The following is a 19,975-nucleotide window of genomic DNA, read 5'->3' as shown; positions in this document are numbered from 1 at the left end:
CGCCAATAATTCGCACGCGACCCAAGATTGACTTATGGTTGAAGTGTGATCGAAGCCCGTCATCTCCGTGTCCTGCGCGCCGTGGCCGCCACCGGCTCGTTCTCCGCCGCCGCCCGTGAACTGGGCTGCACCCAGCCGGCGGTCAGCCAGCAGATGAAGGCCCTGGAAGCCTCTGCGGGGACCACCCTGCTGATCCGTACGGGACGCGAGATGCGGCTCACCCAGGCGGGCGAGGCCCTGGTCCGGCACGCCTCCGGAATCCTCGCCGGGCTCACCGCCGCCGAGGAGGAGGTCGCCGCGATCGCCGGGCTGCGGGCCGGCCGGGTCCGGCTCGTCTCGTTCCCCAGCGGCAGCTCCACGCTGGTCCCCGGCGCCCTCGCGGCGCTGCGCGCGGCCCACCCCGGCACCCGGGTCTCCCTGGTCGAGGCCGAGCCGCCGCGCTCGGTCGAGATGCTGCGAGAGGGCGACTGCGACATCGCGCTGGCGTTCCGTTACGGCGCCTCCGGCGCGGAGTGGGACGACCTGGTCGTACGCCCGCTGCTCACCGACCGGCTGATCGGCCTGGTTCCCGAGGGTCACCGGTTGGCCGGTTCGGCCGCCGTCGGCATCGCCGAGCTGGCCGACGAGTCGTGGATCGCGGGATGCCCGCGCTGCCGCCGCCAGCTGGTGGAAGTCTGCGAAGAGTCGGGCTTCACGCCCCGGATCGACTTCGCCACCGACGACTACCCGGCCGTGATCGGCCTGGTCGGCGCCGGTCTGGGGGTGGCCGTACTGCCGGAGCTGGCGATCGAGTCGGTACGCCCCAAGGGGGCCCGCACGGTGACGGTGGAGCCGGCCATCGAGCGCGAGATCGTCGCCCTGACCCTGCCCGACCTGGCCCAGGTGCCGGCGGTGGCGGCCACCCTCGACCGGCTGTCCCTGGCGGCCGCCCGCTGAGCCGGGCCTGCCTGTGGCCCGGCCCCCCTGGGTGGCCGGGTGAAATGCGGAAACGTTTTTGTATTTGTCGTGCCGGGCGGGGCGGGATCAGCCGTGCCCCGACGGGGACGGAAGGCCCGACGGCGCCGCTGCCGCGATCAGCCGGTTGCGGGCCCGTCCCATGAGCTCCTCGCGTTCGTCCTCGGTCAGTCCGCCCCACACCCCGTAGGGCTCTCGCACCGCCAGTGCGTGTGCTGCGCACTCGGCACGTACCGGGCATCGCATACAGACCTCTTTCGCCGAGTTCTCGCGGGCGCTCCGTGCCGCCCCGCGTTCACCCTCCGGGTGGAAGAACAGTGAGCTGTCGACCCCGCGGCAGGCCGCCAACAGCTGCCAGTCCCACAGATCGGCGTTGGGTCCGGGAAGCCGGGAGAAATCTGCCATTGCTTGTCCCCTCGAAACCATGCTGAGTCGGAATCGTCGTTGTCGTCCGTTGTTGACCGTGCCCATGACATTTACATCTACGGTGTAAGTAGATGTAAATATGACTGATTGTGAATCTAGCCACAGACACCAGTAAAAGGGAAGAAAACCCGCCAAATAGGGCATACCTTCATGTGAAGTTTCGGTTGACGGTTGGATGATTCGCGTCGCGCTCCTCCGTGCACGAGTCCTCACGTAGAGTGCCGAACCCGGCCGTCCGACCCGTAACTCTTTCGAGTGACCATCGTTGAGAGGGCGGAGGCGGTTGACAGAAAAAGCGATCGGGCAGATGTCCGAGAGCGTCAACCGCTCAGGTGACGACTTGTAACAGCCTGGAGGCTCAAGGTGACGCGCATCAGCTGCGGAGGACGGTCATGACATCCGTCCTCGTCTGCGACGACTCCCCGCTTGCCCGAGAAGCGCTCCGTCGCGCGGTCGCGACCGTGCCCGGCGTCGAGCGTGTGACGACGGCGGCCAACGGCGAGGAAGTCCTCCGCCGCTGGGGCGCCGACCGTTCGGATCTGATTCTGATGGACGTACGCATGCCCGGTCTGGGGGGTGTGGAGACGGTGCGGCGGCTGCTCTCCGCCGACCCCGGCGCCAGGATCATCATGCTGACCGTCGCCGAGGACCTGGACGGTGTCGCGCTCGCGGTCGCCGCCGGTGCCCGCGGCTATCTGCACAAGGACGCCTCCCGCGCGGAGCTGCGGGCCACCGTCACCCAGGCGCTGGCCGATCCGACGTGGCGGCTCGCCCCCCGTCGGCTGCGGTCGGCCGAGATGGGTGCGGCGCCGACGCTCACCGCGCGTGAGATCCAGGTGCTCGAAGGAATGAGCCACGGCCGCTCGAACGCCGAGATCGGCCGTGAGCTGTTCCTCTCCGAGGACACGGTGAAGACGCACGCCAGGCGTCTGTTCAAGAAGCTCGGCGCCTCGGACCGGGCGCACGCCGTGGCGCTCGGCTTCCGCTGGGGCCTGGTCCGCTGAGGACCGGTCATGGCCGGCAGTCGCTCGATTCCCCGTCCGCACACCGGCGGACGGGGCGATGTGACCGACGTGCGCGGGGCGGGCTCCGCCCCGCCCGCGGTGCCCTCCGCGCCGACGGTATGTGACGCTTCCCGGCCGATGCCGCATCCTTGAGATGTGGAGTTCCTGGGGAACGATTCGGTCGAGCGGAAGGGGAGGGCGCAGGACATGACTTCCGGCGCACCCGCTCATAACGCTTCGGTGCACAACTACGGACGCGGCGGCACGGATGACGCGGCTCCGGGGCACCATGGTCCGATGCGCGACGACGAGACGACGGTGATCGGTGCACTGGTGCACCGTGCTGTCGAGGGCGATGCGCAGGCCACCCATGATCTGCTGGCCCATGTCCACCCCCTCGCGCTGCGCTATTGCAGGTCCCGGCTGAACCGGCTGCCCGGTGATGCTCGCCACTTCGTGGAGGACCTGGCGCAGGAGGTCTGTGTCGCGGTGCTGATGGCGCTGCCGCGCTACAAGGACACCGGCAGACCCTTTGAAGCCTTTGTCTTCGCCATCGCGGGCCACAAGGTCGCCGATCTCCAGCGAGCCGCCATGCGGCACCCGGGATTGACGGCCGTGCCCTCCGACGAGATGCCCGAGCGGCCGGACGATTCGCTCGGGCCGGAGGAGCGTGCGCTGCTCAGCAGCGATGCGGCCTGGGCCAAGAAGCTTCTTGCCAACCTCCCGGACAACCAGCGTGAGCTGCTCGTTCTGCGGGTCGCGGTCGGTCTGACCGCCGAGGAGACCGGGCAGATGCTGGGCATGTCTCCGGGTGCGGTCCGGGTCGCCCAGCACCGGGCACTCAGCAGACTGCGGGCCCTCGCGGAGCAGTGAGCCGGGCCCTGTCCAGGTTCCGTACGAAGCTACAGAACCTCTAGGTGATCTTGCTCGTGGAATGAGACACCCCCGGAGGCCGTTAGCATGGACATCCGCACCGATCAAGGCCATTTGGGGAAGGTGTCATGACTGCAAACGTCGACGGAGTGCCCGAGAAATTCGCGACGCTCGGGCTGACATACGACGACGTGCTGCTGCTGCCCGGCGCGTCCGACATGACGCCCGACCAGATCGACACCTCCTCGTACATCTCCAAGAACGTGCGGGTGAACATCCCGCTGCTCTCCGCCGCGATGGACAAGGTCACCGAGGCTCGCATGGCGATCGCCATGGCCCGGCAGGGCGGCGCCGGTGTGCTGCACCGCAACCTCTCCATCGCCGACCAGGCCAACCAGGTCGACCTGGTGAAGCGCTCCGAGTCCGGCATGGTCACCGACCCGATCACGGTGCACCCGGACGCGACGCTGCGCGACGCCGACGAACTGTGTGCCAAGTTCCGCATCAGCGGTGTCCCGGTCACCGACGGTGCGGGCAAGCTGCTCGGCATCGTCACCAACCGTGACATGGCCTTCGAGTCGGACCGTACGCGCCAGGTGCGCGAGGTCATGACGCCGATGCCGCTGGTCACCGGCAAGGTCGGCATCTCCGGCGTGGACGCCATGGAGCTGCTGCGTCGCCACAAGATCGAGAAGCTTCCGCTGGTCGACGACACGGGGGTCCTCAAGGGCCTCATCACCGTCAAGGACTTCGTCAAGGCCGAGCAGTACCCGAACGCCGCCAAGGACAAGGAAGGCCGGCTGCTGGTCGGCGCCGCCGTCGGTGTCGCGGGCGACGCGTACGAGCGGGCCCAGGCGCTCATCGAGGCGGGCGTCGACTTCATCGTCGTCGACACCGCCCACGGTCACTCCCGGCTGGTCGGCGACATGGTCGCCAAGATCAAGTCGAACTCCTCGGTCGATGTCATCGGCGGCAACATCGCCACCCGTGACGGCGCCCAGGCACTGATCGACGCGGGCGTCGACGGCATCAAGGTCGGCGTCGGCCCCGGCTCCATCTGCACCACCCGCGTCGTCGCCGGCATCGGCGTCCCGCAGGTCACCGCGATCTACGAGGCGTCGCTCGCCGCCAAGGCGGCCGGTGTCCCGGTCATCGGTGACGGCGGCCTGCAGTACTCCGGCGACATCGCCAAGGCCCTGGTGGCCGGTGCGGACACCGTGATGCTCGGCTCGCTGCTCGCGGGCTGCGAGGAGTCCCCGGGCGAGCTGCTCTTCATCAACGGCAAGCAGTTCAAGTCGTACCGCGGCATGGGTTCCCTCGCCGCGATGCAGACCCGCGGTGACCGCAAGTCGTTCTCCAAGGACCGCTATTTCCAGGAGGGTGTCGCCTCCGACGAGAAGCTGGTTCCCGAGGGCATCGAGGGCCAGGTCCCCTACCGCGGCCCGCTCTCCGCGGTCGTCCACCAGCTCACCGGCGGTCTGCGCCAGTCGATGTTCTACGTCGGCGGACGCACTGTCCCGGAGCTCCAGGCCAACGGCCGGTTCGTCCGGATCACCTCGGCGGGTCTCAAGGAGAGCCACCCGCACGACATCCAGATGACGGTCGAGGCGCCGAACTACAGCAGGAAGTAACGCAACAGCGCAGCTGAGGGGCGGCCCGGGGTTCCCGGGACCGCCCCTCAGCCGTGTGTCGGGGATACTGGACAACGCAGACGTAGAGGGAAAGGCCACACCATCGTGACTGAGATCGAGATCGGGCGCGGCAAGCGCGGCCGCCGGGCGTACGCATTCGACGACATCGCCGTCGTTCCGAGCCGTCGTACCCGCGACCCGAAGGAGGTCTCGATCGCCTGGCAGATCGACGCCTACCGTTTCGAGCTGCCGTTCCTGGCGGCTCCCATGGACTCCGTGGTCTCCCCGCAGACCGCGATCCGCATCGGCGAGCTGGGCGGCCTCGGTGTCCTCAACCTCGAGGGCCTGTGGACCCGGCACGCCGACCCGCAGCCGCTGCTCGACGAGATCGCCGAGATGCCCGTGGAGTCGGCGACCCGCCGCCTCCAGGAGATCTACTCCGCTCCGATCCAGGAGGAGCTGATCGGGCAGCGCATCAAGGAGGTGCGCGACTCCGGTGTCGTCACCGCCGCCGCGCTCTCCCCGCAGCGCACCGCGCAGTTCTCCAAGGCCGTCGTCGACGCGGGTGTGGACATCTTCGTCATCCGCGGTACGACGGTCTCCGCCGAGCACGTCTCGGGTGCGGCCGAGCCGCTCAACCTCAAGCAGTTCATCTACGAGCTGGACGTCCCGGTGATCGTCGGCGGCTGCGCCACGTACACCGCCGCCCTGCACCTGATGCGTACCGGTGCGGCCGGTGTCCTCGTCGGCTTCGGCGGCGGCGCCGCGCACACCACGCGCAACGTCTTCGGTATCCAGGTCCCGATGGCGACCGCGGTCGCCGATGTGGCCGGGGCCCGGCGCGACTACATGGACGAGTCCGGCGGCCGGTACGTGCACGTGATCGCGGACGGCGGCGTCGGCTGGTCCGGCGACCTGCCGAAGGCCATCGCCTGCGGTGCGGACGCCGTGATGATGGGCTCCCCGCTGGCCCGCGCGACGGACGCGCCGGGCCGCGGCCGCCACTGGGGCATGGAGGCCGTCCACGAGGACGTGCCGCGCGGCAAGCTGGTGGACCTGGGCTCCGTCGGCACGACCGAGGAGGTCCTCACCGGTCCTTCGCACACCCCCGACGGTTCGATGAACATCTTCGGTGCGCTGCGCCGGGCGATGGCGACGACGGGGTACAGCGACCTCAAGGAGTTCCAGCGCGTCGAGGTGACGGTGGCGGACTCGCAGCACCGCCGCTGATCGCTCTCGGCAGCACGGAAGGAGGCCCGGACCGCAGACGCGGTCCGGGCCTCCTTCCGTGTCCGGGCGGGCGTTACGCGGCCTTCTTGGCGCCACCGAACGCGGCTGCGGCACCGAGCAGCAGGAAGAGGTACGTCTTGAAGTCCGAGCCCTTGCTCCATGCCTCCGTCAGTACGTCGAAGTGGTCGATGAAGAGGCTGGACGCGGACTGGTGGACCAGATCGGACAGGAAGATCGCGATGCCCACGAGCTGGCCGAGGTAGACGGCACCCACCGACAGGACGGCGCTGACGACCGGCAGCACCGGGTTCTGTCCGCCGACCTTGCTCGCCGCGAAGCCGACGAGGAAGCCGACGCCGACGGCGATGTAGCCGACCTCGCGCTCGATCGCACCGGCGATGACGCCGTACAGGAAGGCCGCGACGAGCGCCGTGACCACTGCCGTCAGCAGCCCCGGGCCCAGGTTGTCGCGGGCGGGGGCCGGCGGGGCGAACGGTGCGCCACCGAACGCGACGCCGGGCTGACCGGGCTGGCCGTACGCGCCGGGCTGCTGGCCCGCGAACGGGTTGCCGGTCGGGGCGGCGGGCTGGCCGGGCTGCTGGCCCGCGTACGGGTTGCCGCCGGCGGGCTGGGCGTCGTTCGGCTGGTTCGCCGGTGGCATGGACTGGCTCATGGTGGAATCCCCCTGGGACGCAAGCGCACGACTGTGCGAGAAGTGACGCCGCAGGCTAGCAGCCGTCTACGACATCGCCCACCGAAATCCCTGGGGAGCTCCTCACCAAAATCCCTTGGGATCCCCTGTCTCACAACCGGTGTGCGGCCCCCGCCGGGGTCGCGCCCCGGGTGTCCAGGAGGAGCTGGGCCTTCACGGCGAGGCCCTGGAGATCGTACGTACGGTGGTGCTGGAGCAGCACCGTGAGGTCGGCGCTCGATGCCGCCTCGTACAGCGAGTCGGCGCGCGGGACCGGGAGTTCACGCACCCGCCAGTCCAGGACATGCGGGTCGTGGTAGCCGATCTGGGCGCCCATGTCCATCAGCCGGGTCGCGATCTCCCGGGCGGGGGAGGCCTCCTGGTCGGCGAGGTCCGGCTTGTAGGTGACGCCGAGGAGCAGCACCCGGGCGCCGCGCACGGACTTGCCGTGCTCGTTCAGGAGGGTGGCGCAGCGCTGGATCACGTACTGCGGCATCCGGTCGTTGATCTCCTGGGCGAGCGAGACCATCCGCAAGGGGTGGCCGGGGGTGCGGCTGTTGTACGGGAGGTAGCCCGGGTCGACGGGGGCGCCGTGGCCGCCGACGCCGGGGCCCGGACGGAACGGCTGGAAGCCGAAGGGCTTGGTCTCGGCGCATCTGATGACGTCCCAGAGGTCGACACCGAGATCGTGGCAGAGCACCGCCATCTCGTTGACCAGGGCGATGTTGACGTGCCGGAAGTTGGTCTCCAGGACCTTCGTCATCTCGGCCTCGCGCGGCCCGCGGGCCCGGACGACCTTGTCGGTGAGCCGGCCGTAGAAGGCGGCGGCGGATTCGGTGCAGGCGGGGGTGAGACCGCCGATGACCTTGGGGGTGTTGGCGTAGACGTGGGTCCTGTTGCCGGGGTCGAGGCGGCTGGGGGAGTAGGCGAGGTGGAAGTCGCGTCCGGCGCGCAGCCCCGAGCCCTCTTCGAGGAGGGGCAGTACATAGCTCTCGGTGGTGCCGGGCTGCACGGCCGATTCCAGCAGGACGGTGGTGTGCGGGCGCAGCCGGGCGGCGAGCGCGCGGGCCGCGTCGCCGACGGCGGTGAGGTCGAGGGTGCGGTCGGCGCCGAGCGGGGTGGGCGCGCAGATCACCGCGGTGCGGACCCGGCCCAGTTCGGCCGGGTCGGTGGTGGGCCGGAATCCCCCCGAGAGCATCCGGCGCACGTCCGAGGCGGTGAGCGATCCCTCGACGGGGGTGTGGCCCGCGGCGAGTTCCGCGTAGGCGCGTGGGTCGGTGTCGTAGCCGACGGTCTGGACACCGGCGGCGGCGGCGGCTTGGGCGAGGGGCAGGCCGAGGTGGCCGAGTCCGATGACTGCGAGGTCTGCGGGCATGTGGATGGGCCGTCCTTCCCTTGGACCGACCGGCAGATGGATGAGGGCGCCCCCCTCCGTTTGCCGGTCGGTCCAAGACCATGAGAGCAGAAAGCGCAACCGCTGGGGACAGCGCAATGTCAGACTAGGCGTAAATATGACCTATATGTCGCATTGTGCGGCTCCAGCTGTCCTGGTGTTGTCCACAGGCGGTGGCCGAAGTCGTGTACGGCGGACAGAATCGAGAGGTGGGCACGGGTCGCCCGACCGCTCGGTCGGGTCGCACCGCGTGTCGGACCACCCCGAGCTACCCGGGAGGCAGCAGTGAGGACAGCGACACTGGGACCTGCGGAGCGCGCCGAGGCGCTTGCCGCGATGGCCGAGCGCGAACTGGACGTGCTGGTCGTGGGGGCGGGCGTGGTCGGCGCCGGTACGGCGCTGGACGCGGCGACAAGGGGACTCTCGACCGGCCTCGTCGAGGCGCGCGACTGGGCCTCGGGCACATCGAGCAGGTCGAGCAAGCTGATCCACGGCGGGCTGCGGTATCTGGAGATGCTCGACTTCGCGCTTGTCCGGGAGGCGCTGAAGGAGCGCGGGCTGCTCCTGGGACGGCTGGCCCCGCATCTGGTGAAGCCCGTGCCGTTCCTCTATCCGCTGCAGCACAAGGGCTGGGAGCGGCTCTACGCCGGTTCCGGCGTGGCGCTCTACGACGCGATGTCGGTGTCGTCGGGGCACGGCCGTGGCCTGCCCGTCCACCGGCATCTCTCCCGCCGCCGCGCCCTGCAGGTCGCCCCGGCGCTGAGGAAGGACGCCCTGGTCGGGGCGTTGCAGTACTACGACGCGCAGATGGACGACGCCCGCTATGTGGCGACCCTGGTGCGCACCGCCGCCGGATACGGCGCCCATGTGGCGAACCGGGCACGGGTGATCGGCTTCCTCCGGGAGGGCGAGCGGGTCGTCGGCGCCCGCGTGGAGGACGTCGAGGCGGGCGGGGAGTACGAGGTCAGGGCCAAACAGGTGGTCAACGCGACCGGGGTCTGGACGGATGACACCCAGGCGCTGATCGGGGAGCGCGGGCTGTTCCACGTCCGGGCGTCCAAGGGCATCCACCTGGTCGTCCCGAAGGACCGCATCCACTCCTCGACCGGCCTGATCCTGCGGACCGAGAAGTCCGTCCTCTTCGTCATCCCGTGGGGACGGCATTGGATAGTCGGGACGACGGACACGGACTGGGACCTGGACAAGGCGCACCCGGCGGCGTCCAGCGCCGATATCGACTATCTGCTCGAACACGTCAACTCGGTCCTGGCCACACCCCTGACCAGGGACGATGTCCAGGGTGTCTACGCGGGGCTTCGGCCGCTGCTGGCCGACGAGTCGGATGCGACCAGCAAGCTCTCGCGCGAGCACACGGTGGCGCACCCGCTGCCGGGCCTCGTGGTCGTGGCGGGCGGCAAGTACACGACGTACCGGGTGATGGCGAAGGACGCCGTGGACGAGGCGGTGCACGGCCTCGACCAGCGAGTGGCGGAGTGCGTCACCGAGGACGTGCCGCTCCTGGGCGCGGAGGGATACCGCGCGCTGTGGAACGCCCGGGCGAGAATCGCGGCCCGTACGGGGCTCCATGTCGCCCGGGTGGAGCATCTGCTCAACCGCTACGGCTCCATGACCGAGGAGCTCCTCGATCTGATCGTGGACGATCCGGCGCTGGGCGAGCCGCTGCCGTCGGCGGACGACTATCTGAAGGCCGAGATCGTCTACGCCGCCTCGCACGAGGGCGCCCGCCACCTCGACGACGTACTGACCCGCCGGACCCGGATCTCCATCGAGACCTTCGACCGGGGCACGCTCAGCGCCCGGATCTGTGCGGAGCTGATGGCGCCGGTGCTGGGCTGGGACGAGGGGCAGATCGACCGGGAGGTCGAGCACTACGAGAAGCGGGTGCAGGCGGAGCGGGAGTCGCAGCGGCAGCCGGACGATCTCACGGCGGACGCCGCGCGGCTCGGGGCGCCGGACATCGTGCCGCTCTAGGCCCACGTCAGTTGCGGGGTGCGCGGCCGCAGAACTCCGCGTCGAGGAGCGCCGGTTCGAGTGTCGTCGCATCGGTCAGGGTGTCCGTGTCGATGCGGTACGTCAGGGTGTGCCGACCGTCGCGCGTGGCGGCGGTACGGACGTAACTGCCCGCTATGTGGCCGTTGTGGCCCCAGACGGTGGTGCCGCAGGAGAGTTTCTGCGGATAGATGCCCAGGCCGTAGACGCCGTGCGTGGCACCGGTGTTCAGCAGGGTCGCCAGCTGGGCGGGCGGGAGGAGGCGCCCGCCCAGCAGGGCCGCGTAGAAGCGGTTCAGATCGGTGAGCGTGGAGATCAGCTCCCCGGCCGCACCTGCCGTGCGCGGGTCGAGCGCGGTGACATCACGCAGGCTGCCGTCGGCCGGGTCGCGGGCATAGCCGCGGCCGTGCGGGGCGGGCAGGGAGGTACGGGCGCCTGGCAGGGAGGTACCGGTGAGACGGAGGGGGGTGATGATGCGGTGGCGGATCTCGGTGGCGTAGTCGTGTCCGGTGACGCGCTGAACGACGAGTCCGAGAACGACGTAATTGGTGTTGGAGTAGGCGTAGCCGCCGGGGGCATTCGTCGGACGGTGGGCCAGGGCGACACGGACCGCGGCGGTGGCGGAGACGGGGTGGGCGGAGGTGTCGGCAGTGTAGTTGTAGAGGCCACTGGTGTGGTTGAGCAGGGCGCGCAGGGTGATGCGGCGGCCGTCGTTGCCGTTGCCCCGGATCAGGCCCGGCAGCAGTCGGTCGACGGTGTCCGAAAGCTGCAGCCTTCTCTCCTCGGCGAGTTGGAGTACGACCGTCGCGACGAAGGTCTTGGTGATGCTGCCGGCCCGGAACCGGTCCGTCCTGCGGATACCCGGGCCCGTCGAGCGGTAGGTGTCGTACGGTGCGGAAGAGGCGCGATGGGCCAGCAGTGCCGCCGTGGGAGCACCGCCCTGGGCGACGAGCCGGGGAAGATAGGCCGCTGCGGGCGTGAGGTGTGGTTCGCTGGGCAGGGTCGCTGTTCCCAGGCCGAGCAGCGCCAGCAGCAACGGGGCGACGAGCAGCGCCCTGAGTGTCGGCATGGCAGGGAATCCCTTCCTCGGACCACATCATGACGGGCCCGTGGACCCGGCACCAAGACCGGTCCCGGGGTGAGGGACAATGAACGCTCTGCCAGGGCGGGTTGATCGCAGAGGGGACGCATGTCGGAGGCGGAGCAGGCACGGGAGCCCCAACGGGACAAGGACGGACGTCTTCTTGCGGGGCGGTACCGGCTCGGGGAGGTGCTCGGCCGGGGCGGTATGGGCACGGTCTGGCGTGCCGTCGACGAGACGCTGGGCCGCACGGTCGCGGTCAAGGAGCTGCGGTTCCCTTCGGCCATCGACGAGGACGAGAAGCGCCGGCTCATCACGCGCACGCTGCGTGAGGCGAAGGCGATCGCCAGGATCCGCAACAACGGCGCGGTGACGGTCTACGACGTGGTCGACGAGGACGACCGGCCGTGGATCGTGATGGAACTCATCGAGGGCAAGTCCCTCGCCGAGGCCATCCGCGAGGACGGGGTGCTGACGCCGAAGCGCGCCGCCGAGGTCGGCCTCGCCATCCTCGACGTGCTGCGATTGGCACACCGCGAGGGCATCCTGCACCGCGATGTGAAGCCGTCCAACGTGCTGATTGCCGAGGACGGCCGGGTCGTGCTGACCGACTTCGGCATCGCGCAGGTCGAGGGCGACCCGTCGGTCACCTCGACGGGCATGCTCGTCGGCGCCCCGTCCTACATCTCCCCGGAGCGCGCCCGCGGGCACAAGCCGGGACCGCCCGCCGACCTGTGGTCGCTCGGCGGACTGCTGTACGCCAGCGTCGAGGGCTCCCCGCCGTACGACAAGGGGTCGGCCATCGCCACCCTGACCGCGGTGATGACCGAGCCGCTCGACCCGCCGAAGAACGCCGGTCCGCTGGAGGAGGTCATCTACGGCCTGCTCGCCAGGGACCCCGATCAGCGGCTCGACGACGCCGGTGCGCGCGCCCTGCTCAACGACGTGATCCACGCTCCCGAGAAGCCGGACCCGGTGGTGCCCCCGCCCGCCGACGCCACTCAGATCATGACGCTGCCCGGCCAGGCCGCCGAACCGGGCGGCAAGGCGGCGTCGAAGTCCGGGGAGTCGGGCGAGGGCGCCCGGGACCGGCTGCGGGGCGCACTGCGCTCCGTACGGAACGCGAAGGCGACACCTGCCGCAGCGGTGGGTGCGGCCGCAGCCTCGACCACTGCGCCGCCCCCTCCGTCGACCGCTCCCTCGACTGGTTCGTCGAAGCCTGCCCGGCCTTCGACTCCGGCGAAGCCGGCTGCGGCCTCCGCCGCCGTACCGTCGCCGCGTCCCGCCACGTCGCCGACCACCCCGCCCCGTGCGTCCATCACGGACGTGGTGTCGCGCCGCACCCTGGCGATCATCGCGGCCGTGCTCGTGCTCGCCGTGATCGGTACGGTCCTCGCCCTCACACTCGACGGAGACGGCAAGGACGATACGAGCGGCGGCAGCGGCAAGGGCGGCAAGTCCACCTCGGCCGGGGCCTCGACGACCGGCGGCTCCGCGGACACCGACAGCGGCAGTGGCGGCGACAAGGCCCAGGACCAGGGCGGCAACCAGGGTCAGGGCAAGGATCAGGGCAAGGGCAAGGACGACAACTCGGACAAGGGGTCGGACGGTTCGAAGGGTGACGCCCCGGACGCCGCTGACGCGCTGCCCGCGGGATACGGAGCCATCAAGAACAAGCAGTTCCATTTCGCGATGGCGATGCCCAAGAACTTCACGCGATACAAGATCGCGGGCAGTAACTCGGGCCAGATCTACAACGTCGACGGTGGTTTCCCGCGCGTCCAGGTCGACTACAACAGCTCACCCGGGGAAGACGCCGCCGCCGCCTGGAACGCCGCGAGGAGCGCGGTCGAGGCCAGCAGCGACGGCTACCAGCACCTCGGCATAAGAAAGGTCGATTTCAACGGCTACCCGACCGTCGCCGACTGGGAGTTCGAGCGTACGCAGCAGGGCCAGCGGATCCGGGTACTGAACCGTGGTTTCAGGGCCGACGCCACGCACGGCTACTCGATCATGATCAGCTGCAAGGCGAGCGAGTGGGACAGCAAGGAGTGCCGGACGCTGCGCAAGACCGCGTTCGACACGTTCGAGCCCACCGACTGATCCATGGGGTGAAAAGGGCCGGGATGTGCCGACCCTGACGCACGGCCGGTACTTGCCACGTATCGTGAGAGCCTGAAGACCGTATGCAGCCGGAACGGCGGGTCAATTGCACGGTAAGTGATCGCAATTGATGGATTCGTGCGGTCTTCGTGGCCGGGGGGACAGCGCGCTCTGGGGAGGCGTCGTGGATGACTATGCGGGTCGGGTACTTGCCGACCGCTATCGCCTTCCGCTGCCCCCGTCCGATGAGTACGAACTGGCCGAGACCCGGGCATTCGACACCTACAGCGGGCAGGAAGTCCTGGTCCGGCAGGTGCCGTTGCCCGAGGTGGTGGACGCCGAGGTGCTCGATGCCGACGGTCCGGCCCCGGCGGCCCGGCGGGTCACCGGGCGTGCCGTGCGACGGTCCACGGACCCGGCGGTCCGGCGCGCCATCGAGGCGGCGCAGGCGGCGGCCCAGGTCCCCGACCATCCCAGGCTCGACCAGGTCTTCGACGTGTTCGCCGAGGCCGGTTCGCTCTGGATCGTGAGCGAACTCGTCATGGCCCGCCCGCTCGCGGCCCTGCTGGCGGAGCGCCCGCTCAATCCCTTCCGGGCCGCCGAGATCGGTTCCGACGTGCTGACGGCGCTGCGGGTGCTGCACGCCCATGGCTGGACCCACCGCAACATCACCGTTCGCACGGTGCTGGTCTGCGACGACGGCCGCACCGTGCTGACCGGCCTGGCGGCCGGAGCGGCGGAGGAGGCGCTCTGCGGGTACGTACCGACGCCTCAGCCCGACGACGAGGACGACGGCGGGTACGACGAGGGATACGGCGGCCGCCCGGCGTACGAGACGGACCCGACCGGGCCGTACGCACCGCCGGCCCCGCCCGTCGCTCCGGCCGAGGTGCCGGCTTCGCGCGGCCCGGCGGCGATCGAGACGGGCCGGGCGACCGCTGATCCGTACGACGATGACGATCCGTACGCCGACGATCCGCACCCCGACGATCCGCACCCCGACGACCGGTACGCCGATGACCCCCATGACGGTGTGCCGGGCGAGCTGGAGGCCGTGAATCCCGCCCTCCCGGCGCCCGCCCTCCCGGCGCCCGCCCCCGCAGCGCCCGCCCCCGCAGCGGCCGGCGCCGCGCAGTCCCGGGCCGAGCGAGCCGGAGCCACCGCCGCCTACCGTGCGGACGCCCGCGCCGCCGCCCGCGTCGGCGAGGACCGGCGCCGGGCCGGGGCGGGCGAGGCGGAGGACACCGGCAGCTTCCCGGTCCAGCGCCCCGCGCGGCCTGAAGACGCGGGGCCGCCCGGCCCGGACCACAGTCACCCGCAGCCGACCGGCCTCTGGAACCGGCCCGCCGAGGACCCGTACGAACACGACCTGTACGACGACGAGGACGATGACGGCTATGGAGGCGATGGCCAGTCGCCGCCCGGCCGGCGGCTGCATCTCACCGGTGCCTGGAGCGACGGCCCAGGGTCCGGGCGCCCCGTCCCCGCCGGAGGCTCGGGCGAGGACGCCCTGCGCGCCGATGCCCGCCGTCACGGCAACTCCCCGGCGCTGCCCGCGCACCGGCCCGAGCCGCAGCAACAGCCGGGCCGCTGGGACGAGATCGTCGCGAGCGGCCGTACGGGCCCCGCCTATCGCGGCCCCGCCACCACCCTCGCCGCCGAGCGCGCCCGGCAGGCCCGGATCGCCGTCGTCGGCGCGGTCACCGAGCGCTGGGCGCCCGAGCAGGCCGGACCCGTCCACGAGAACTGGCAGCTGGCGCCGCCGATCGGCCCCGCCACCGACCTCTGGGCGCTGGGCGCGCTGCTCTACCGCGCCGTCCAGGGCCACGCCCCGTACCCGGAGGAGAACGCGGCCGAGCTCGTCCAGATGGTGTGCGGGGAGCCTCCCGCCTTCGCCGAGGAGTGCGGTCCGCTGCGCCCCGTCGTCGAGTCGCTGCTGCGCCAGGACCCCACCGAGCGGCCGGACTTCGAGGAGCTGCGAGGCTGGCTGCGCTCCCTCGTACGGGCGGCGCCCGAGCCCGAGGCCGGTCTGGATGTCGTGCCACTGCCGTCCGCCGACAGCGCCCGGCTTCCCGTCGTACGCCGCCGGGGCGAGCTGGTCCGCAGGCGCCGCGGCCGCATGGGCCAGGGCGCGGCCCACGGCCGTCACCGCCACACGAAGGAGAAGTCCGACCGCCACGACAGACCCCGGGCGGAAAAAGCGCCCAGGGCGCCGCGCGAGCCCAAGGGCCCCAAGGCGCTGCGCACGCCGCCCCGCCCCCGGCCGGGCGAGGGGCGGGCGCCGCGTCGGCTCGGGCGGCTGCTTCTGGTGCTGATCCTGCTGGCCCTGGTCGCGGCCATCGTGTACGCCGTGATGTTCATGCCCAAGGCGGACAGCGACTCCGGCACCCGTTCCTCGGGCCCGGCGTCGTCGACGTCCGGTTCGCCGGAGCCCGGCGCCGGTGCGTCCGGCGGGCAGTCGCCCTCGCAGCCGTCCGGCGCGCAGCAGCCGCAGACCAGCCGCTCCGCCGTCGCGCTCGCCCCCGGCTACGCCCTGCGCAAGGACCCGGAGGGTTTCGAGGTCGGCGTGCTCAAGGGCTGGCAGCGCAGCCCCGCCAACGCGGACCGTCAGATCCGTTACGGCAGCGACGGCTTCAGCCTGCTGATCGTCCCCGGACGTGACACCGTCAAGGCCAACGGCGACGACCCGCTGGCGTACCAGGCCGACAAGGAGCTGGAGTTGCAGCCGTTCCGCGACTCCAGCTGGTCGGGGTCGAGCGGGCTGCGTCGGATCGATGTCGGCCGACAGGCCATGGCCGAGGGTCAGTTCACCTGGCAGGACGCCTCCGGCCGCGAGGTGTACGCCCGTAATCTCGCGATGATTGTCGACGGCCGCTACCACATCCTTCAGGTCATCGGCCCGGAGGACCGGCGCGACAAGGTTTCGGACATCTATGAACAAGCCATCTCCTCTTACCGCGTGACGCCCTGAAGCATCCCTGTACATCACCCGAAGGGTGGCGGAGCGACAAGCATCACAGTGCGGTCTCTTGGGGGTTGCGAGGTTCCGTGGCCTACATCCCCTCCGTAATCTGGCCTCCGAAGGAACGGGGCGGGGATACGTGGATCGATCACAGGGCACGGACGCGGGACTGGTACTGGCCGGAAGGTATCGGCTCGGCGAAGTCCTCGGGCGCGGCGGCATGGGCAAGGTCTGGCGCGCCCACGACGAGGTGCTGCACCGCACGGTCGCGGTCAAGGAGCTGACCGCCGGGCTGTACGTCGCCGAGGCCGACCGGGTCGTGCTGCACGCCCGCACGCAGAAGGAGGCCCGCGCGGCCGCCCGGATCACGCACCCGGGTGTGGTCACGGTCCATGACGTGATCGAGTACGACAACCGGCCCTGGATCGTCATGCAGTACGTCGACGGCCCGTCACTCGCCGACGCGGCCAAGGAGTCGGGCGAGATCGAGCCGCGCGAGGCCGCCAGGATCGGCCTCCATGTGCTGGGCGCCCTGCGCGCCGCACACGGTGCGGGGGTCCTGCACCGGGACGTGAAGCCCGGCAACGTACTCCTGGCCAGCGACGGGCGGGTGTTGCTCACCGACTTCGGGATCGCGGCGATAGAGGGCGACTCGACCATCACCAGGACCGGTGAACTGGTCGGCTCCATCGACTATCTGGCGCCCGAGCGGGTACGCGGCGGCGATCCGGGCCCCGCCTCCGACCTGTGGTCCCTCGGTGCCACGCTCTACACCGCGGTCGAGGGGCGCTCGCCGTTCCGTCGTACGTCCCCGATCTCGACCATGCAGGCCGTCGTCACCGAGGAACCGCCGCCGCTCGGGCGGGCGGGTCCGCTGGCCCCCGTGATCACCGCGCTGCTCCGCAAGGACCCCGAGGACCGGCCTCCGGCGGCGGAGGCGGAGCGGATGCTGCTGGACGCCATGGAGGGCCGCGAGCCCCGGGCCGCTCAGGCGTACGTACCGACGCAGCGCGTCCCCGACGAGGTCCTGCGCTCGCTGGGCCCGCACGGCACGTCCGGGGCGGGTACGGCGGGTGCGGCAGGCACGGCCCAACTTCCCCACCCGGCCGCCGGTTCCGCCGCCGGCCCGGTGTCGTCCCCGGTGACCCGGCGCAGCCGGAGCCGGTGGCGTACGACGGTTCTGGTCATCGCCGCAGCCGCGCTGGTCGGCGGCGGTGCGGGGCTCGCCGCGATGAAGTACGGGGACCGTGCGGACAGCGCCACCGAACGGAGCAGCACGGGCACGCACACGACCGAGACTCCCAAGAGGCCCGGCACTTCGCCCGCGCCGAAGCCCGATCCCTCGGGGAACGGTGTACCCGACGGCTGGCAGCGGGTGGACGACCCCGAGGGCTTCAGCCTGATTGTGCCCGACGGCTGGGAGCGCCGGGTGGACCGCAATCAGATCGACTACACGCCGGACAACGGTGTGCACTACATCCGGATCAGCATCGATCCGGAGCCCGACTTCGAGAACTCCTACATGCACATGCTGAACCTGGAGAAGCAGCTCGCCAAGCGGCTGCCCGGGTACCAGCGCAAGACCCTGCACTCCAACACGTACCGCGACCGGGAGGGCTCGCTCTGGGAGTTCACCTGGACCGAGACCAAGGACCATCCGGGCCCGCGCCATGCGATCGACCAGATGTACTACGGGGAGACGGGCGGCCCGGAGTACGCGATGTACATGACGGGTCCGGCTTCGGACTGGGACACGACCCGGGAACAGTTCGACACGATGCTGCGCGGATGGCGTGCGCCCGGCAGCTCCGACTGAGGCTGCCGGACCGTGCAGATGACCACAGGGGTCCTGATCAGGGGCTTTGTTGCCAGTGATCACTGGCTTGTTTGTGGGGACTGTGAAAACCCGTTACTCACGGGTACCCAAAGCGTGCGGCTGGACGTACTCTCGCCCTCATGACGGACTCGCAGGCCTCCACGTCCACCTCCGCAGCCCCGGTCGGCACCAACCCCGTGGCCCCCGCCCCCGCGGGCGCGCGCACCGCCGCCGATGTGGTGACACCCGAGGTGATCGCCCAGCTGACCCGTGGTGTGGTCGGCTCCGGCCGTACGGCCAACCACACCCCCTTCACCGGGGAGAAGCTGGCCGATCTGCCCGAGTCCACCCCCGAGGACGTGACGAAGGCCTTCGAGCGGGCCCGTGCCGCGCAGCCGGCCTGGGCCGCGACCTCCGTCCGCGCCAGGGCGGCCGTCCTGCTCCGCTTCCACGACCTCGTGCTCCAGCGGCAGGCGGAGGTCCTCGACCTCATCCAGTTGGAGACCGGCAAGGCCCGACTGCACGCCCACGAGGAGGTGCAGGCCGTCGCCGTCGTGGCCCGCCACTACGGGCGCAGGGCCGGCTCGTATCTGAAGCCGAAGCGTCACACCGGTGTCGTACCGGCCCTCACCAAGGTCACCGAGCTGCGCCAGCCGCGCGGCGTCATCGGTCACATCGCGCCGTGGAACTACCCGTTCGAGTTGTCCGTCGGCGATGCGCTGCCCGCGTTCGTCTCCGGCAACGCCGTCGTGATGAAGCCCGACACGGAGACCGCGCTGACCGCGCTGTGGGCCCGGGACCTGCTGATCGAGGCCGGGCTGCCCGCCGAGGTGTTCCAGGTGGTCCTCGGCGACGGACCGGTCGTCGGCCCCGAGGTCGTCAAGCACGCCGACTACGTCTCGTTCACCGGCTCCACCCGCACCGGCCGCGCGGTCGCGCAGGGTGCGGCGGCCCGGCTCGTCGGGGTCTCGCTGGAGCTCGGCGGCAAGAACGCCATGCTGGTCCTCAGGGACGCCGATGTGGAGAAGGCCGCCGCGGGCGCCGTCCGCGCCTGCTTCTCCTCGGCCGGTCAGCTCTGCATCTCCATCGAGCGGCTGTACGTCCACGAGTCGGTCGCCGACGACTTCGTGGCCCGCTTCGCCGCCCGTACAAAGGCCATGCGGCTCGGCAACTCCCTCGCCTACGGCGCCGACATGGGCTCCCTGGTCGGCGAGCGCCAGCTGGAGACCGTCACCCGGCATGTCGCGGAGGCCGTCGAGAAGGGCGCCGAGCTCGTCGCGGGCGGGGTCGCCCGCCCCGACATCGGCCCGCTCTTCTACGAGCCGACCATCCTCGACGGCGTCGAGGCGCCGATGGCCGTCTGCAACGAGGAGACCTTCGGCCCGGTTGTCTCCATCTACCGCTTCACCGACGAGGACGAGGTCGTCGCCCTCGCCAACGCCACCCCGTACGGCTTGAATTCGAGCGTCTGGACCAAGGACGCCAAGCGCGGCCACCAGGTCGCCGCCCGGCTGCGGACCGGCACGGTGAACATCAACGAGGGATACGCCCCCGCGTACGGCAGCGTGCAGTCCCCGATGGGCGGCATGAAGGACTCCGGTCTCGGCCGGCGGCACGGCTCCGAGGGCATCCTCAAGTACACCGAGGCCCAGACCGTCGCCCAGCAGCGGCTGATCCCGCTCGCCCCGTCCTTCGGTATGGACGACGAGAAGTACGCGGCGTTCATGACCCGCAGCCTGAAGGCGATGAAGGCGTTCCGCCTGCGTTGAACCCCGTAACACCGCAGCGCGTTCTGCCCCTT

Annotated in this window: 14 protein-coding genes; 10 read left to right on the top strand and 4 right to left on the bottom strand. The window is 70.8% G+C overall.

Translation table 11 applies throughout. The features are described 5' to 3' along the window. The first annotated feature begins 45 nt into the window (after positions 1-45). On the top strand, positions 46-936 hold the full coding sequence (locus tag OG953_RS17285; protein WP_383976119.1) for a LysR family transcriptional regulator: 891 nt from the start codon (positions 46-48) through the stop codon (positions 934-936). 87 nt (positions 937-1,023) lie between these two features. Here the strand turns inward: OG953_RS17285 and OG953_RS17280 are convergent, their stop codons facing one another. Further along, positions 1,024-1,359: a WhiB family transcriptional regulator gene (locus OG953_RS17280; protein ID WP_093893461.1), complete on the bottom strand. Its 336-nt coding sequence runs from the start codon at positions 1,357-1,359 to the stop codon at positions 1,024-1,026. Positions 1,360-1,772: 413 nt separating this feature from the next. On the opposite strand from OG953_RS17280, the gene OG953_RS17275 reads away from it, so the two are divergent. The 4 genes from OG953_RS17275 (at position 1,773) to OG953_RS17260 (ending at position 6,118) form a co-directional block, all read left to right on the top strand. Beyond that, a complete protein-coding gene (locus OG953_RS17275; RefSeq protein ID WP_003948568.1) occupies positions 1,773-2,384 on the top strand; it encodes a response regulator transcription factor in 612 nt (203 codons plus the stop codon). A 297-nt stretch (positions 2,385-2,681) separates the two neighbouring features. Further along, positions 2,682-3,257, top strand: a complete 576-nt coding sequence (locus OG953_RS17270) for a sigma-70 family RNA polymerase sigma factor (RefSeq protein ID WP_405691882.1) — start codon at positions 2,682-2,684, stop codon at positions 3,255-3,257. A gap of 128 nt (positions 3,258-3,385) precedes the next feature. Further along, positions 3,386-4,888 (top strand): IMP dehydrogenase, encoded by a 1,503-nt coding sequence (guaB, locus tag OG953_RS17265; protein WP_405685239.1) that lies wholly within the window; start codon positions 3,386-3,388, stop codon positions 4,886-4,888. A 105-nt stretch (positions 4,889-4,993) separates the two neighbouring features. Beyond that, on the top strand, positions 4,994-6,118 hold the full coding sequence (locus OG953_RS17260) for a GuaB3 family IMP dehydrogenase-related protein (RefSeq protein WP_072486665.1): 1,125 nt from the start codon (positions 4,994-4,996) through the stop codon (positions 6,116-6,118). A 73-nt stretch (positions 6,119-6,191) separates the two neighbouring features. On the opposite strand, the gene OG953_RS17255 is transcribed toward OG953_RS17260, so the two are convergent. Next, positions 6,192-6,791: a hypothetical protein gene (locus OG953_RS17255; protein WP_405685238.1), complete on the bottom strand. Its 600-nt coding sequence runs from the start codon at positions 6,789-6,791 to the stop codon at positions 6,192-6,194. 130 nt (positions 6,792-6,921) lie between these two features. After that, positions 6,922-8,184, bottom strand: a complete 1,263-nt coding sequence (locus OG953_RS17250) for a nucleotide sugar dehydrogenase (RefSeq protein ID WP_405685236.1) — start codon at positions 8,182-8,184, stop codon at positions 6,922-6,924. A 303-nt stretch (positions 8,185-8,487) separates the two neighbouring features. Between OG953_RS17250 and OG953_RS17245 the strand changes: the two genes are divergently transcribed. Next, a complete protein-coding gene (locus OG953_RS17245; RefSeq protein WP_405685235.1) occupies positions 8,488-10,194 on the top strand; it encodes a glycerol-3-phosphate dehydrogenase/oxidase in 1,707 nt (568 codons plus the stop codon). Positions 10,195-10,201: 7 nt separating this feature from the next. On the opposite strand, the gene OG953_RS17240 is transcribed toward OG953_RS17245, so the two are convergent. Beyond that, complete coding sequence (locus OG953_RS17240) at positions 10,202-11,281, bottom strand: serine hydrolase domain-containing protein (protein ID WP_405685234.1); 1,080 nt, start codon at positions 11,279-11,281, stop codon at positions 10,202-10,204. Positions 11,282-11,401: 120 nt separating this feature from the next. Here OG953_RS17240 and OG953_RS17235 point away from each other — a divergent pair, with 120 nt between their 5' ends. The 4 genes from OG953_RS17235 to OG953_RS17220 all read left to right on the top strand — a co-directional run bounded on the left by OG953_RS17235 (position 11,402) and on the right by OG953_RS17220 (position 19,943). Then, positions 11,402-13,396: a serine/threonine-protein kinase gene (locus tag OG953_RS17235; protein ID WP_405685233.1), complete on the top strand. Its 1,995-nt coding sequence runs from the start codon at positions 11,402-11,404 to the stop codon at positions 13,394-13,396. Positions 13,397-13,580: 184 nt separating this feature from the next. Continuing rightward, positions 13,581-16,367, top strand: a complete 2,787-nt coding sequence (locus tag OG953_RS17230) for a serine/threonine protein kinase (protein WP_405685231.1) — start codon at positions 13,581-13,583, stop codon at positions 16,365-16,367. Between the two features lie 130 nt (positions 16,368-16,497). Then, on the top strand, positions 16,498-18,174 hold the full coding sequence (locus OG953_RS17225; RefSeq protein ID WP_405685230.1) for a serine/threonine-protein kinase: 1,677 nt from the start codon (positions 16,498-16,500) through the stop codon (positions 18,172-18,174). Positions 18,175-18,314: 140 nt separating this feature from the next. Further along, on the top strand, positions 18,315-19,943 hold the full coding sequence (locus tag OG953_RS17220) for a succinic semialdehyde dehydrogenase (protein WP_405685228.1): 1,629 nt from the start codon (positions 18,315-18,317) through the stop codon (positions 19,941-19,943). Positions 19,944-19,975: the final 32 nt, after the last annotated feature.

It is taken from the genome of Streptomyces sp. NBC_00057, assembly GCF_045041165.1.
GTDB lineage: Bacteria > Actinomycetota > Actinomycetes > Streptomycetales > Streptomycetaceae > Streptomyces.
The sequence above is the reverse complement of the archived record's forward strand: the minus strand, read 5'-3'. Positions and strand labels throughout refer to the sequence as shown.

Excerpts from the sequence above, each read along its gene's own strand:
- OG953_RS17280 (WP_093893461.1), bottom strand. The coding sequence starts at position 1,359 with ATGGCAGATTTCTCCCGGCTTCCCGGACCCAACGCCGATCTGTGGGAC.
- OG953_RS17275 (WP_003948568.1), top strand. The coding sequence starts at position 1,773 with ATGACATCCGTCCTCGTCTGCGACGACTCCCCGCTTGCCCGAGAAGCG.
- OG953_RS17270 (WP_405691882.1), top strand. The coding sequence starts at position 2,682 with ATGCGCGACGACGAGACGACGGTGATCGGTGCACTGGTGCACCGTGCT.
- guaB (WP_405685239.1), top strand. The coding sequence starts at position 3,386 with ATGACTGCAAACGTCGACGGAGTGCCCGAGAAATTCGCGACGCTCGGG.
- OG953_RS17255 (WP_405685238.1), bottom strand. The coding sequence starts at position 6,791 with ATGAGCCAGTCCATGCCACCGGCGAACCAGCCGAACGACGCCCAGCCC.
- OG953_RS17250 (WP_405685236.1), bottom strand. The coding sequence starts at position 8,184 with ATGCCCGCAGACCTCGCAGTCATCGGACTCGGCCACCTCGGCCTGCCC.
- OG953_RS17240 (WP_405685234.1), bottom strand. The coding sequence starts at position 11,281 with ATGCCGACACTCAGGGCGCTGCTCGTCGCCCCGTTGCTGCTGGCGCTG.
- OG953_RS17235 (WP_405685233.1), top strand. The coding sequence starts at position 11,402 with ATGTCGGAGGCGGAGCAGGCACGGGAGCCCCAACGGGACAAGGACGGA.
- OG953_RS17220 (WP_405685228.1), top strand. The coding sequence starts at position 18,315 with ATGACGGACTCGCAGGCCTCCACGTCCACCTCCGCAGCCCCGGTCGGC.